At 71.7% G+C, this 13594-nt stretch carries 12 protein-coding genes; 3 read left to right on the top strand and 9 right to left on the bottom strand.

Annotated elements, in window-relative coordinates; translation table 11 throughout:
• Positions 1-34: 34 nt before the first annotated feature.
• Positions 35-1768: a cholesterol oxidase substrate-binding domain-containing protein gene (locus tag ACWCQ1_RS02780; RefSeq protein WP_451025696.1), complete on the bottom strand. Its 1734-nt coding sequence runs from the start codon at positions 1766-1768 to the stop codon at positions 35-37.
• Between the two features lie 136 nt (positions 1769-1904).
• Here ACWCQ1_RS02780 and ACWCQ1_RS02775 point away from each other — a divergent pair, with 136 nt between their 5' ends.
• The gene (locus ACWCQ1_RS02775) at positions 1905-2888 is read left to right on the top strand and encodes an aldo/keto reductase (RefSeq protein WP_451025695.1); all 984 of its coding nucleotides are present in this window, start codon (positions 1905-1907) and stop codon (positions 2886-2888) included.
• 15 nt (positions 2889-2903) lie between these two features.
• Here ACWCQ1_RS02775 and ACWCQ1_RS02770 read toward each other — a convergent pair whose 3' ends face one another.
• Positions 2904-3254: a hypothetical protein gene (locus ACWCQ1_RS02770; RefSeq protein WP_133048682.1), complete on the bottom strand. Its 351-nt coding sequence runs from the start codon at positions 3252-3254 to the stop codon at positions 2904-2906.
• Between the two features lie 187 nt (positions 3255-3441).
• Between ACWCQ1_RS02770 and ACWCQ1_RS02765 the strand changes: the two genes are divergently transcribed.
• A complete protein-coding gene (locus ACWCQ1_RS02765) occupies positions 3442-3915 on the top strand; it encodes a DUF6328 family protein (RefSeq protein ID WP_133048683.1) in 474 nt (157 codons plus the stop codon).
• Here ACWCQ1_RS02765 and ACWCQ1_RS02760 read toward each other — a convergent pair.
• From ACWCQ1_RS02760 to ACWCQ1_RS02750, 3 genes are all read right to left on the bottom strand, one after another.
• On the bottom strand, positions 3836-4546 hold the full coding sequence (locus tag ACWCQ1_RS02760) for a DUF2238 domain-containing protein (protein ID WP_358602107.1): 711 nt from the start codon (positions 4544-4546) through the stop codon (positions 3836-3838). The two genes, ACWCQ1_RS02765 and ACWCQ1_RS02760, sit on opposite strands and share 80 nt — an antisense overlap.
• Positions 4547-4640: 94 nt before the next feature.
• Complete coding sequence (locus ACWCQ1_RS02755; protein WP_451025694.1) at positions 4641-5666, bottom strand: hypothetical protein; 1026 nt, start codon at positions 5664-5666, stop codon at positions 4641-4643.
• A gap of 113 nt (positions 5667-5779) precedes the next feature.
• Entirely contained in the window at positions 5780-6751 is a 972-nt protein-coding gene (locus tag ACWCQ1_RS02750; protein WP_133048686.1) for an LLM class F420-dependent oxidoreductase, read from the bottom strand.
• A 75-nt stretch (positions 6752-6826) separates the two neighbouring features.
• Here ACWCQ1_RS02750 and ACWCQ1_RS02745 point away from each other — a divergent pair, with 75 nt between their 5' ends.
• On the top strand, positions 6827-8269 hold the full coding sequence (locus ACWCQ1_RS02745) for a serine hydrolase domain-containing protein (protein ID WP_358602114.1): 1443 nt from the start codon (positions 6827-6829) through the stop codon (positions 8267-8269).
• Here ACWCQ1_RS02745 and ACWCQ1_RS02740 read toward each other — a convergent pair.
• The 4 genes from ACWCQ1_RS02740 to ACWCQ1_RS02725 all read right to left on the bottom strand — a co-directional run bounded on the left by ACWCQ1_RS02740 (position 8261) and on the right by ACWCQ1_RS02725 (position 13459).
• The gene (locus tag ACWCQ1_RS02740; RefSeq protein WP_358602117.1) at positions 8261-9898 is read right to left on the bottom strand and encodes a serine/threonine protein kinase; all 1638 of its coding nucleotides are present in this window, start codon (positions 9896-9898) and stop codon (positions 8261-8263) included. The two genes, ACWCQ1_RS02745 and ACWCQ1_RS02740, sit on opposite strands and share 9 nt — an antisense overlap.
• 199 nt (positions 9899-10097) lie before the next feature.
• Entirely contained in the window at positions 10098-10775 is a 678-nt protein-coding gene (locus tag ACWCQ1_RS02735) for an AIM24 family protein (protein WP_133048688.1), read from the bottom strand.
• Positions 10776-10838: 63 nt separating this feature from the next.
• Positions 10839-12182, bottom strand: coding sequence for a CAP domain-containing protein (locus ACWCQ1_RS02730; RefSeq protein WP_358602123.1), 1344 nt, complete (start codon positions 12180-12182; stop codon positions 10839-10841).
• An 89-nt stretch (positions 12183-12271) separates the two neighbouring features.
• Complete coding sequence (locus ACWCQ1_RS02725) at positions 12272-13459, bottom strand: serine hydrolase domain-containing protein (RefSeq protein ID WP_358602126.1); 1188 nt, start codon at positions 13457-13459, stop codon at positions 12272-12274.
• Positions 13460-13594: the final 135 nt, after the last annotated feature.

Below are 13594 nucleotides of genomic sequence, written 5' to 3'. Positions count from 1 at the left end.
CAGCCTCGCAGCGGCGCCCGCCGAGGGCAACCGGTTAACGCAGCAGCCGGTCCAGGAACGGGTTGCCGAAGACGCGGTGCGGATCGAGCCGGTCCAGGATCCCGGCCGCCTGACCCCACACAGACTCGCCGAACGAGGCGGGCACGGCCGTGTCCAGTACCTCCGCGTCGCTCCAGACGGCCTCGTCCGTGTAGGCCCAGCCCTTGGACCACTCCACCCGGGTCAGCGCGTGCTCCCCGTCGTAGGTGCGCAGCAGGAACCGCTCCAACTCCCGCAGGAACGCGTCCGCGTACGGCGTGCCGGGCAGCGTCAGCACGTCCAGCCATACGGCCGTGTCCCACTCGGGGTGTTCCGCGCTCTGCCGCATCGCCGACAGCAACGGGGCCCGGGCGCCGGCCAGTTCGGCGTCCGCGGGGTCGTCCAGACCGGTGATCCGGATCTCCACCGAGCCGTTGACCGGGAAGCGGCCCACGGCGGCGTAGGCGCTCAGCCGCTCGCGGTAGTAGGAGGTGAACTCGCTGACCACGCGCTGCACTTGGGCCCGGGTGGTGAGGACCGCGTACCCGTTGGCGGCCACCCGCAGGGTCGTGGGCCGGATGTAGAGCAGCGTGTTCTTCGACGGCCCCCAGATGTCGGCCGACAGGGTCGCCGTGAGTCCGGCAGCGGCCACGGTGTACTGCGCGGTGCCCAGCTCCGGGGCCAGATACCAGGCCGCGTCGGAGGTCATGCGGCCCACGAGGTCGGCGACCACGGTCGGGACATTGTCGGAGAAGGGGTAGTTGTACGGCGATGTCACGTGCCGCGAGGTCAGCGGCCGGGTCGGTGCCACGCTCCACACCTTGAACCAGGGGAACTCGGTGAAGGCGAACCAGATCGCCTCCACCCGCCCCGCCCGTTCGACGAAGCTCGCGAGCGTACGGCCGTCGGACCCGGGCGCCGCGAACAGCTCCGCGGCCGGGATGTCCGTACGGCTCACGCACCGCAGGTTCACATTGGCACCCACCCGCAGCACCACCTCGGTCACCAGGGAGCGGCCGAGATGCGTGAGCAGGGCGGCGCAGTCCGCCTCGTCGCGGTGGTACGTGCGCAGCCCGTACGCTCCCGCGCCCTCGTCCCATACGACCGCCGTCAGCGACAGCACCAGATTGCTGAGCGAGCCGTACGTGTGGCCCGGCAGTCGGCTCTCGCCCTGCGCCGGTACGGCCGTACCGTGCGCGTCGATGGCCAGGGCGCCGCCGAGCGTGAGGTCGCCGGGAGCGGGGGCGGCGGTGACCCCGAGCCCGTGCTGTTCGAGGTAGGTGAGCAGGGCCTCCAGGGTGACTCCGGTGCCGGCCCGGACGGCGGCGGGGGAGTCGAGGGACAGGCCGGTCAGGTGCGGGGCGGTGTCGAGGAGGAGGACCTTCGCGTCCGAGGGCGTCCCCGCGGTGATCGTCAGTGGTGACCAGCCGTGCGCGGAACCCCGGGCGCGGACCGTCCAGCCGTGCCGCCAGGCCCAGTTGACGACGGCCGGCACCTGCTCGGGGGCGGTCGGCGCGCAGGCCCACAGTCCGTCGGCGGTGATCTCGCCGACCCAGTTGCGGTACGCCGAGCGGTACAGGTCGACGTCCTCGGGGAAGTCCGGCAGCTCCTCGGCCGCGACCGCGGGATCGGCCGCGATCAGGACGGGAACGACGGCCAGCGCGGCGGCCGACAGCAGAAAGCCGCGGCGGCTGAAGGACGGGTCGTCGGCAGCTGCGGTGGGGTGGTTGCTCAGTGAACGATCTGTCACGGGGCCACGCTAGGCGGCGGTTGACACGAGTCGACCCGCTGTCGCTGCATAGCACCCATGTGAGTGAATGATTCACACATGCTGCACCGGAGCGGCCCGTTCCGCGCATCGGTGTCACGAATGACAGACTGACGCCATGGACGAGCGCACTTTCGGTAGGTCGAATCAGCACGCATCCGTCGTCGGCCTCGGGACATGGCAGCTGGGCGCCGACTGGGGAGACGTCGACGGCAAGGAAGCCCTCGCGGTGCTGGAGGCGGCGGCCGAGTCGGGGGTGACCTTCTTCGACACCGCCGACGTCTACGGCGACGGGCGCAGCGAGCAGACCATCGCCGCCTTCCTCGCCGGCCGGCCGGACCTGCATGTGCTGGTCGCCACCAAGATGGGCCGCCGGGTCGAGCAGCTCCCGGAGAACTACGTCCTCGACAACTTCCGCGCCTGGAACGACCGTTCGCGGCGCAACCTGGGCGTCGACCGCATCGACCTCGTGCAGCTGCACTGCCCGCCCACGCCCGTCTACTCCACCGACGAGGTCTTCGACGCCCTCGACACCCTGGTCGAGGAGGAGCGGATCGCCGCGTACGGGGTGAGCGTGGAGACCTGCGCCGAGGCGCTGACCGCGATCGCCCGGCCCGGTGTGGCGAGCGTGCAGATCATCCTCAACCCGTTCCGCATGAAGCCGCTGCGCGAGGTGCTGCCGGCCGCGCGGGAGGCCGGCGTCGGCATCATCGCCCGCGTCCCCCTGGCATCGGGCCTGCTGTCGGGCAAGTACACCAAGGACACCGTCTTCCCGGCCAACGACCACCGCACTTACAACCGGCACGGCGAGTCCTTCGACGTCGGCGAGACCTTCTCCGGCGTCGACTACACGACCGGTGTCGAGGCGGCCGCCGAGTTCTCCGCCCTGGTGCCCGAGGGATACACCCCCGCCCAGCTCGCCCTGCGCTGGATCGTCCAGCAGCCGGGCGTGACCACCGTGATCCCCGGCGCCCGCTCGCCCGAGCAGGCCCGCGCCAACGCGGCCGCGGCGAAGCTGCCGGAGCTGTCCGAGCAGACGCTCGCCGCGATCCGCGACCTCTACGACCGCCGGATCAAGGACCAGGTCGAGGCCCGCTGGTAGAGCCCGGGGAACCGGTCACGGCTCCAGGAGCAGCTGCCACTCCTGCTCCTGGTCGCCGGAGACCGAGCCCTGGTCCTGGGCCGTGAAGGCGTGGGTGAGCGACTCGCGCGCCAGCGCCACCGCGTCCGGGGCGCCCTGCACGGTGACCGTCACCGCCCCCGACAGGTGGCCCGGGCCGCCCGTCGCGGGCTCGGCCGGGCGGTCCGCGGGATCGTGTGCGAACCGTGCCGTGTGGACCGTGACGTCCTCGTCCGCGGGTGGTTCCTCCTTCGCCTGCCCGAAGGCGGGCTCCAGGACCCGCACGACCGCACGCGCGTCGGCGGCGGTGGCGCCGCTGAGGGTGACCGTGAGCTCGGTACCGGACATGGGCGTCGGATCCCTCCGCTGGTCGTCGTACACCATGGCCTCCGTGTAACCGCCCCGTGATCGCCCAAACAGCGGCGGTTCGTCCCGGGGACGATCAATCGCGCACTTTGCGGGAACACGGAAGACGACGGTGTCCGGGGCGAACACGCCGGGAGGAACAGTGCCGGCCACGGAGAACGAGTCAGGTGTGAACGAGTGGGGGAGGCACGAGACCGACGAGGAGAGGGCCGACCGCAAGTGGGGTGACCTGATCCAGGAGGTCAGGGTCGCCCAGACGGGGGTGCAGATCCTGTTCGGCTTCCTGCTGACCGTCGTGTTCCAGCAGAAGTACGCCTCCCTGGAGGACACCGACAAGACCATCTACATCGTGACCGTGGTGCTGGGCGCCGCCGCGACCGGGGCGCTGATCGGGCCCGTCTCCCTGCACCGCCTGGTCTCCGGACAGCGGGTCAAGGCCGAGGCCGTCGCATGGGCCTCCCGGATGACCTTCGTCGGCCTGCTCCTGCTGCTCGCCACGATGACCTCCTCCCTGCTGCTGATCCTGCGGGTGGCCACCCACAACGAGGCCGTGCCGTGGATCGTCACCGGAGTCGTCGCGTGGTACGCCCTGTGCTGGTTCGTGGTCCCGATGTGGACGCGGCGCCGTCATACGCCGAAGTGAGGGCGAGCGCGTCGAGCTGGCGGTCGTGAAGGCGCGAGAGGACCAGCACCGAGACGGTGGCGCCGATCAGCGCGCAGAACATGTCCCACTGGGTGTCCCACACATCGCCCTGGGTGGCCAGGAAGGCGTCCGCGGAATGCCCGCCGACCACCGCGGCCAGCCACTCCAGCATCTCGAAGACGGCACTGAAGGCGAGGCACGCGCACACGGTCAGCGGCGCCAGCCAGCGGCTGCCCCGCAGCGGTGAGGTGCGGCAGAGCAGCTCCCGCACCAGCACCGCCGGGACGAAGCCCTGCATGAGGTGCCCGAACCGGTCGTACGGATTGCGGGCCAGCCCGAAGGTGTCCCGCACCCAGTCGCCGAGCGGCACCTGCGCGTAGGTGTAGTGGCCGCCCACCGCGAGGACCAGGGCGTGCGCGGCCAGCAGACAGCACAGCAGGTTCGTCAGCGGGAAACGCCGCCAGGCGAGCACCACGAGCGGCAGCCCGACGAGCACCCACACCGTCTCCAGGAACCAGGTCCCGCGCTCCCGCGCGCCCCAGGCCGAAACGGCCATGCCGACGACAACGACGGCGGCGGCCACGGCGGGCAGATGCCGACGAGGGACGGGGGAGTGCACAACAGCGGTCATGGGGGCTCCTCTTGGTCAGGAGCCCCCATGCTGGCCGAGCGGGCGGGCGGCGGCATGAGTACGGCTACTCAGCGCCGCCTGGGGGGAAGGACGCTCAGCCCTTCGCGCCGCGCAGCGCCGTCAGGCAGCCGCTGATGGCCTGCTGGAGCTCCTCCAGACGCTGGACCATGTCGTCCTCGACGAAGTCCTGGACGTCGTCGAAGGTGAGCTCCTCGAAGGCCTTCGTGGCCTTCTGCAGGCTGCTGTAGAACTTCGTGCGCCGTTCCTGGACGCGCAGTTCGGGATCTGCCTCCACGGCCTCGGCGACCAGGGACTTCATGGTGTCGTAGGCCTCGGTGGCCCAGTCGCCGGTGTCCTCGTCCTCCTCCAGCTCGTCGATGAGCGACAGATGCCGCTCGGCCTCCTGGCGCAGGTCGGCCGGGGCGTCGATGGTCTGCCCGGCGGGCGTCCTGACCTGGCCGGACTCGGCGATCTGGCGCACGTAGCCGATCCGGTCGGCCGACCTGCTCTCGCTGGCGACGGCCTTCTTCAGATCGTCCGTGCGGACCACGTCCCGCGCCAACTCAGCCTGCAGCTCCGGGTCTTCGCGCACCCGGTCGAGCAGCGCCCGGCGCGCCGCCCGGGCGGTGGAGGGGTCGGCGAGGATCGCGGCGCGCAGCGCGGTGGGGTTCTCGGCGACCTCCAGCGCCTTGGTGGGCCGGATGCCCTCGGCCTCGGCGGCCTCGGCGATGGCGGTGCCGCGCTCGGAGGTGGCGCTGTCGCGGGAGACGTAGTAGCTCAGCCACACGTCGGCGTCCGGCAGTTCCACCTCCTGGCCCGGCGCGAGCGCCTCGAAGTGCGGCACCATGCCGTCGTCGGCGGCCCGGTCCCAGGCCTTGTAGTAGCGCATCACGCGCTCCGGGGAGCAGCCCGCCAGTTCCGCGAACTCCTTCGCGGACACCTTCGCCGTCTCCTCCGCGCCCTGACCGCCGGGCCGTACGCTGCGCGCCACCATCAGGCCGAAGGCCCATCCACCGGTCCGCGCGTAGACTCCGAACTCGCGCGCGTCCCGCGCCACGAGGTCGGACAGGGGCGCGGGGGACGGCTCGGACGTCTCGGCAGGGTCGATCGCCAGTGTCACCGATGACTCTCCTGTGCAAAGCTGGTCGGACTGCGGAAGTGCAGTGCAGACCGGCAGCCTATATGCACCCGTTGACGTCGCTTTGTGAGGCGTCGGTGGTGGCGCGCGCCGCGTCAGCCGAACGCGTCCCGCAGCGCGGGCAGCAGCGTCTTCTCCGCCCAGTCCAGATACGCCGGCTGCGACTCGCCGCCGATCTGCACCAGCGCGATCTCCCCGAACCCGGCCTCGGCATACGGCCGTACGGCCTCGACGAAGTCCTCCGGGTCGTCGCCGCACGGGATCGCCTCGGCGACGTCGTCCGGAGTCACGAACTGCGTCGCGGCCTCGAACGCGTCCGGGTGGGGCAGTTCGGAGTTGACCTTCCAGCCGCTGCCGAACCAGCGGAACTGGGAGTGCGCGCGCTTGATCGCGGTGTCCCGGTCGGGGTCGTAGCAGACGGGCAGCTGACCCACCCGCGGCTTGCCCTCGCCGCCGTGCCGGTCGAACGACTCCAGCAGCCCGGCCTTGGGTTCGGTGGCGATCACCAGGTCGGCGAGCCGGCCCGCCAGCGCGCAGGACTGCTCGCCGGAGACGGCGATACCGATCGGCGGCGGCTCGTCCGGCAGATCCCACAGCCGGGCCGACTCCACGTCGAAGTGCGTGCCGCGGTGGTTGACATGGCCGCCCTCGAACAGCGCCCGGATGATCTCGACGGCCTCCTCCAGCATCTCGTGGCGCACGTCGACCGACGGCCAGCCGCCGCCCACCACATGCTCGTTGAGGTTCTCGCCGGCGCCGAGCCCGAGCCGGAAGCGGCCCTCGGACAGCAACTGCAGCGTCGCCGCCTTCTGCGCCACGATCGCCGGGTGGTAGCGGACGGTCGGACAGGTCACGTAGGTCATCAGCGGAATGCGCGAGGTCGCCTGGGCCGCCGCGCCCAGGACGCTCCACGCGTACGGCGAGTGCCCCTGTGAGCGCAGCCACGGAAAGTAGTGGTCCGAGGTCACCGAGAAGTCGTAACCGGCCTGCTCGGCCCGCACCACGTGGTCGACCAGTTCACGAGGGCCGGCCTGCTCGGTCATCATCGTGTATCCGATTCGTACCATGACGTCCGAGTCCCCTGCACCGGCGACGGAAAACGGCCTCTCGATCCGGCGCGGCCCACCAGGCAGGATGCCCTCATGAGCTCCCGCCCGCTGCCGTCCGGTACCCCCGCCGCCCAAGGCGTCGACGCCACCGGTGTCCACGCCTTCCTCGACGCCCTCGAAGCCGATCCCGAGATCGAGCCGCACAGCCTGATGATCCTGCGGCACGGCCGCCTGGTGGCCTCCGGGTGGTGGGCGCCGTACACGCCCGGGCGTCCGCACCTGCTGTACTCCCTCAGCAAGAGCTTCACCGCGACGGCCGCCGGGATCGCCGCCGGTGAGGGCCTGCTGAGCTTCGACGACCCGGTGATCTCCTACTTCCCGGAGTTCGAGGCCGACATCACCGACCCGCGCAGCCGGGCGATGCTGGTGCGGCACGTGGCGTCCATGGCCAGCGGGCATGAGGACGAGACCTTCGAGCGGGCGTTCACCATGGACCAGGGCGAACTGGTGCGGGGCTTCCTGCTGGTGCCGCCCGAGCGCGACCCCGGGACCGTGTTCGCCTACAACCAGCCCGCGACCTACACCCTCGCCGCGATCGTGCAGCGCGTCACGGGGCAGCCGCTGACCGAGTACCTCCGTCCGCGGCTGCTGGACCCGCTCGGCATCGGTGAGGTGGCCTGGCTGCGCGACCGCAACGGCCGGGAACTGGGCTTCAGCGGGCTGCACGCCACCACCGACGCCATCGCCCGGCTCGGCCTGCTGTATCTGCGGGACGGAGTGTGGGAGGGCGAGCGGCTGCTGCCCGAGGGCTGGGTGGCCGAGGCCACGCGCCCGCACATCGACAACGGCGACGGTACGGCCGAGGGGGCGCTGTCGGACTGGCAGCAGGGTTACGGCTTCCAGTTCTGGATCGCGCGCCACGGATATCGCGGTGACGGCGCCTACGGGCAGTTCTGCATCGTGCTGCCCGAGCACGACGCCGTGATCGCGACGACCGCGGCGACCGAGCGGATGCAGCAGGTCCTCGATCTCGTCTGGGAGCACCTGCTGCCGGCCTTCGGACCGGAGCCGCTGTCCGGCAGGGAGCACGAGGACGCGGCCCTGCGGGAGCGCCTGGCCCGGCTCTCTCTGCCTCCGGTCACCGGGAAGCCGGCACCGCCCGAGCACGCCGGGGAATGGTCCGGTGCCGTGTTCACCCCGCTCGGCGGTGTCTGCGCCGAGCAGCCGAAGCTGGGCTCGGTCACGGTGACGGACGCCGACGGCGGCTGGGAGCTGCGGCTCACCGAGGACGGCCACCCCCTCGACCTGCGCCTGGGGACCGGCTGGAGCGTCACCGGGGGGCCGCTGCCCACCGCGGTCAGCGGCGGCTGGAGCGACGCCGGCACCCTCGCCGTGGACATCGTGTTCCTGGAGACACCGCACCGCCTGACCGTGACGTGCACGCTTTCCGACCGCACGTTCACGGCCCGCTGGCACACCGCCCCGCTGCACCACCCGCCCCTGCGCGCGCTGCGGGCGCCGTGGCCGTCAGCCTGACGACGGACTGAACGTCCGCAGGAAGGTCGCCAGCGCCTGCTGGTTGGCGGAGGTGTCCCATTCGGCGTTCGGAGTCGTCCACCGCAGCGAGAACCCGCGGCCGCCGCCCAGCAGGAAGCCGCGCCCGAAGGTGCGCACCCGGGTGCCGTCGACGGTGGAGCGCCACTCCATGTCGGCGGCCTTGTGGCCCTCGTAGGTCGTCGCCTTGATCTCGCCGATCCGCTGGTAGCCGACCTCCTTCTGCAGCTCCGGCTCGACGTCGTCGCGCCACACGGCGACCGGGTCGGGGCCAAGGACGGTGCTGTAGGTGATCGCCAGGGTGCGCGGATCTCCGCTCGCGCCGAAGGTCACGCGGTACGAGAGGTCGCCCACGCGGTGGGTGTCCACCCGCTTCCAGCCCTTGGGGAGGTCGACGGAGAAGCCCTCGGGCGCGGAGTAGCGGACGAACGCCGGCGGCAGGGCCGAGGCCGACGGCGACCCCGAGGGGGAGGGTGAGACCGAGGGGGAGGGCGAGACCGAGGGGGACGTGGAAGGGGCCGCCGAGGCGGAGGGAGCGGTCGTGCCCTCCGTGCGGCTCTCGGGCGCGGAGAGGGTGGGGGAGGGCCGGGGGGCGCTCTCGGACGAGGAGGTGCCGAGGCCGGGCAGCCGGTGGGTGGCGGCCAGCGCGGCGACCGCCACGGTGACCACGGCCAGGGCGGTGCCGGCCGCCATGGCGCGCCTGCCCCACGGTGGGGCCGCGTGCCAGGCGGCGGTGTAGTTGCCGCGCAGCCGGGGCCGGGGCGAGCTCTCCGCGAGCGTGTCGGGATCCTCGGTCAGGACCCGCTGGAGGGCCTCGCGGACCACCGGACGGGTCAGCCGTTCCCGGGAGTTCTTGCGCAGCAGGCCCAGCACGGTCTGGGTGAGCGGGCCCGCGTGCGCCGGCGTGCGCAGCGGCAGGCGGTCCACGCCCTTCAGCGTGGCCTCGGGCCGGTCCCGGTCCCGGAACGGCGGCCGGCCCTCGACCATGGTGTACAGGATCGCGCCGAGCGCCCAGAGGTCCGCCGCGGGCCCGATCCGCTCGTCCCGGGCCTGCTCGGGGGAGGCGTACGACGGCGCCGTCAGGCGGGGCGCCAGGGTGGCGCCGGCCAGGCCGAAGCCCGTGACCACGACCGAACCCCGGTCCCGCACGAACACCTGCCCGGGGCTGAGCTCGCCGTGAGTGATGCCCTGGCCATGCGCCGCCTCCAAAACGTCCAGCAGCTCCAGGCCGACGCGGGCCGCCCGCACATAGTTGAACGTGCCCTCCTGGGCGAGGAGTTCGCCGAGCGGCGTGCCGTCGATCCAGTCGGTCACGATCCACAGGGTGCCGTTGTCCTCCACGGCGTCGACGACGGTCGCCACCGCGCCGGGGCACAGCAGTCCCATGGTCTCGGACATACGGATGATGCGGGCGGTGGTGCGCAGCGCGGAATCGCCGTCCGGGTCGGCGGGGAGGGCGATCTGGGTGAGCAGATAAGGACGTTGGGCAGCGCCGTCGACGGCCTTGCCGTACCAGCAGACCCGGTTCGCCTCGCGGTGGACGACGTCGACGAGCCGATACCTTCCGGCAACCAACTCGTGCGTGAAGACATGCGCCTTGACCATGGTCATCCCTCGTTGAACCCCGGGCTCTCACCTTTCACAAGAGGTACGAGGAGTGCGCCGGTGCGTGTTCAATGCATCCTCAACTCACCGGCGTGCGCCCCTATTTGTTCACGCGCTGTTGGGGGAATTCCCGAAGTTCCTTACGCCTGACCCCAATTCAGGACGGCATATGTTCCCGCCGGTAACTCCCCCTCGGCGTCGAAAATCAGTGCTGCTGGGCCTTCTGCGGCGTCGCCTCGCTCGGCCGTACGACCGCATAACCGTCGCCCTGCAGCATCAGCTGCACCGCCTCGCCCGAGCCGCCGCGCAGCATCGAGCCGATGGACTGCGAACGGTGCAAGGAGGTCTGCAGACCGGCCGTCCAGCCGACCACCGCGTCCGTGTCGACGTACACCGGGTACTGCGGAGAGACCGGGATGACCAGCGGGTTGCCCTCGCACACCAGGCCCAGCCTGCCCTGCCCGGTGAAGACGCTGTTGAACAGGCCGCCGCCGGCGATGCCCGCGCCCTTGACGGTCGCTATCCGGTACGACAGGGAGGCGTCGAAGCACAGGACGTTGCGGCCGTTGACGGTGAACTCGTCGCCGGGGTCGACGTCGACGATGAAGCAGTTCTGCGCCTCGTGCGCGAACCACGCCTCACCCTGCCCGCGCACCGACATCAGCGGCAGTCCCTCACCGGTGACCGCGCGCTTGAGCATGCCGCCCACGCCCTGGCCCTTGCGCTCGAACTGGAGGTTGCCGCGGTAGGCGATCATCGCGCCCTGACGGGCGAGCATCTCGCCGTTGACCGCGTACTTGATGCACTTGGCGTTCTCGACCGACATACCCGCCTGGGTCGCCGGCTGGACCATGTGCTCGCTGGAAAAGAGGGAACCCTTCATGCGGGCATCCTGTCCCGGAGCGGTTCATTCCGCCAAGATCACGACCGTCACGGTTTTCGGTGGTCAGGCACCGAAGAGCTGTGTCCAGTACGTCCCCTTGGGGCCGCCACCGGCGAACCCGACGCCGATGTGGGTGAAATCGGGCTTGAGGATGTTGGCGCGGTGGCCCGGGCTGTGCATCCAGCCGTCCACGACCTCGGCCGGGGAACGCTGACCGCAGGCTATGTTCTCGCCGATCGTCCGGCGGGTGGAGCCCGCGGCGGCCGCCCGGTCCCAGGGCTGTCGTCCCTCCGGGGAGGTGTGGGAGTAGAAGGCGCGGGCCACCATGTCGGCGCTGTGCGCCTGCGCCGCGGCCGTCAGGACGGGATCGACGGCCAGGGGAGGCAGGCCGGCCCCGGCGCGCTCGCGGTTGGTGCGTTCGACGACCTCCGTGGCCGTGCGGGTCAGGTCGCCGGGCGTGAAGGGCCTCGCCCACACGGCGGTCCAGAAGGCGTCGCCGGAGCGGGCGTGCCCGATGCTCGCGTGCGTGAAGGCCGGGTCGAGCAGGGTGCGGCGGGACTGTTCGTCGCCCAGCACGTAGTCGATGAACTCGGAGGCGGTGCGCGGGCCGGAGACGAGGTGCTCGCCGACGGTGATGTACGGGTATCCGGCTGCTGTCACCCGCTGGTACAGCGAGACGCCGTCCGGCCCGTCGACTCCGAGCCGCCCCGCGGCGGCCATGGCGGCGGCGTGGGCGTGCGCGGCGGTGGCGAGCCGGGGATCGGGGGAGACGGGCGGACGACCGGCCGCGGCACGGGCGGAGTTGACGAGGGTCAGCCAGCCGTCGGGGTCGGGGGAGGAGCGGGGTGGTGGGAAGGGCGCTGACGGTGTGGCGCGCGCGGGGGAGGGCGGCGGTGCGGAGGCGACGGGCGGCGCCGCGGTCGTCCCGTCGTCGGCCACGTCGACCCCGAAGTCCCGTGCGATCCCGGCGAGTCCGTCCGCGTACCCCTGCCCCAGGGCGCGCAGCTTCCAGCCGCCGCCCCGCCGGTAGAGCTCCGCGAGCAGCAGCACCGTCTCCTGGCGCGGCGGGGGCGGGGTGAAGCGGGCCAGGGGGCGGGCTCCGGGTCCGCCCAGGTGGAGGGTGGGCGCCGGGAGCCGGCCCAGGGGGGTGCCGGGGTCGGCCGGGCTGACCACCACCGTGACGCGGGTGGCCCCGGCGCGCAGCCTCGCCGGGTCGACGGTGAGCGTGTCGCCGTCGAGGCGGGCGCCGGGAGCGGAGGGCTGGTTGTAGAACACGAAGTCGGCGTCGCCGCGGACCCTGCCGCCGTCGTCCGTGATGAGCGCGGAGACGTCGAAGGGGCCGGGGACCCGGACGGTCACGACGCCGCCCGGGAGGGGCATGTTGCCCCCCGGGACCAACTCGCTCATGTCACCGCCCCGGTGTCGTCGTCCTCGGCCCCGAAGGAGGGCTCATCGGGGCAACGCCCACCGGGACGGGAGGGTTCCCCGGCGGGCGGTCACTGCCGGGCGGGTCCCGGGATGGCGTCCTCCTGGCGTTCCAGGATCGTCGCACCCCGCCGCACCTTCGCCGGCTTGCCGCAGAACGCCGACTCCAGGGTGCCCAGCATCGTGTTGTGCACGGCGCCGTTGTTGGAGGTGTTGACCAGGGCCGTGAGAGTGCGCCGGCCGTCCTTGGTGGCGAAGGCGTAGGTGTAGTAGCCCTGGACGGCGCCCGTGTGGCCGTACACCGAGACGCCGCACGACAGGTCGCGGCGGCGCAGGCCGAGGCCGTACGCCTGGGTGCTGTTGACCGGGAGCATGTGCTCCATCTGACGCAGCTGGGCGGCCGAGGTGAGACGGCCGCGGAGCAGGGCCGACAGGAAGGTGTCGAGGTCGCGGGTGCTGGAGATGAGGGCGCCCGCGCTCTGCGCCCAGGAGACGGTCTGCTCGGTCGCGTCCACCAGGGGCGCGCCCGCCGTGTCCGGGGTGAGATAGCCGTTCGTGTGCCGGCCGGGGATGGCCGTGCCGGGGTGCACGTAGAGCGTGTCGCGCAGCTCCAGGGGCTTGATGATGCGGTTCTCGTACTCGGTGCGCACGGAGTGACCGGTCAGCTTCTCGATGAGCATCCCGGCGACGACGAAGTTGGTGTTGGAGTACGCGTACGCGGCCCCCGGCGCGTTGGTGCGGGCGTGCCGCAGTGAGCGGTCAACGAGCTGGCGGTAGGTGAAAACCTTGGTGCGCACGGCCTCGAAGCCGGAGACCGACTTCGCGAACATGTCGTTGGTGTAGTCGTACAGGCCGCTGCGGTGGCCCAGCACCTGCCGTACCGTGATGCGGCGGTCGGGCAGCAGGCCCGGCAGATAGCGGTCGACCGGGGCGTCCAGCTCCAGCTTCTTCTCGTCGGCCAGCTGGAGCAGCACGACCGCCGAGAAGACCTTGGTGACGCTGCCGATACGGAACCGGTCGGCGTTGCTGATGGCCCGTTTGCTCCGCCGGTCGGCGACGCCGACGGCGAGTTGCCGGACCGTGCCGTCGTCGTCGATCCGCGCGATCGCGCCGGGGGCGCCCTGTCTCAGCGCGGTGCGCAGGGCGGTGTCGACTCCCGTGACGTCGGGGCGAGCGGGTGTGGCGGCGTGCGCGGGCGCCGTGGGCAGGCAGAGCGCGACCGCGCCCAGGGCCGTGGCCCTGGATGCGAGATGAGTCACATTCACGTGGGGCAACCTTCTTCCGTCCCGTCACATCTCCACTACTGGCACACAGTTGGTGACTCCTCGATCACCGAGTGGTGGGGATTGGCAAAGTATTGCCCTGCTTTGCGCGGAATCCCATGATTTGGGCTT

The sequence above is a fragment of the Streptomyces sp. NPDC002144 genome (assembly GCF_053593695.1).
The sequence above is the reverse complement of the archived record's forward strand: the minus strand, read 5'-3'. Positions and strand labels throughout refer to the sequence as shown.

Excerpts from the sequence above, each read along its gene's own strand:
- ACWCQ1_RS02775 (WP_451025695.1), top strand. The coding sequence starts at position 1,905 with ATGGACGAGCGCACTTTCGGTAGGTCGAATCAGCACGCATCCGTCGTC.
- ACWCQ1_RS02770 (WP_133048682.1), bottom strand. The coding sequence starts at position 3,254 with ATGTCCGGTACCGAGCTCACGGTCACCCTCAGCGGCGCCACCGCCGCC.
- ACWCQ1_RS02760 (WP_358602107.1), bottom strand. The coding sequence starts at position 4,546 with ATGACCGCTGTTGTGCACTCCCCCGTCCCTCGTCGGCATCTGCCCGCC.
- ACWCQ1_RS02750 (WP_133048686.1), bottom strand. The coding sequence starts at position 6,751 with ATGGTACGAATCGGATACACGATGATGACCGAGCAGGCCGGCCCTCGT.
- ACWCQ1_RS02745 (WP_358602114.1), top strand. The coding sequence starts at position 6,827 with ATGAGCTCCCGCCCGCTGCCGTCCGGTACCCCCGCCGCCCAAGGCGTC.
- ACWCQ1_RS02740 (WP_358602117.1), bottom strand. The coding sequence starts at position 9,898 with ATGACCATGGTCAAGGCGCATGTCTTCACGCACGAGTTGGTTGCCGGA.
- ACWCQ1_RS02735 (WP_133048688.1), bottom strand. The coding sequence starts at position 10,775 with ATGAAGGGTTCCCTCTTTTCCAGCGAGCACATGGTCCAGCCGGCGACC.
- ACWCQ1_RS02730 (WP_358602123.1), bottom strand. The coding sequence starts at position 12,182 with ATGAGCGAGTTGGTCCCGGGGGGCAACATGCCCCTCCCGGGCGGCGTC.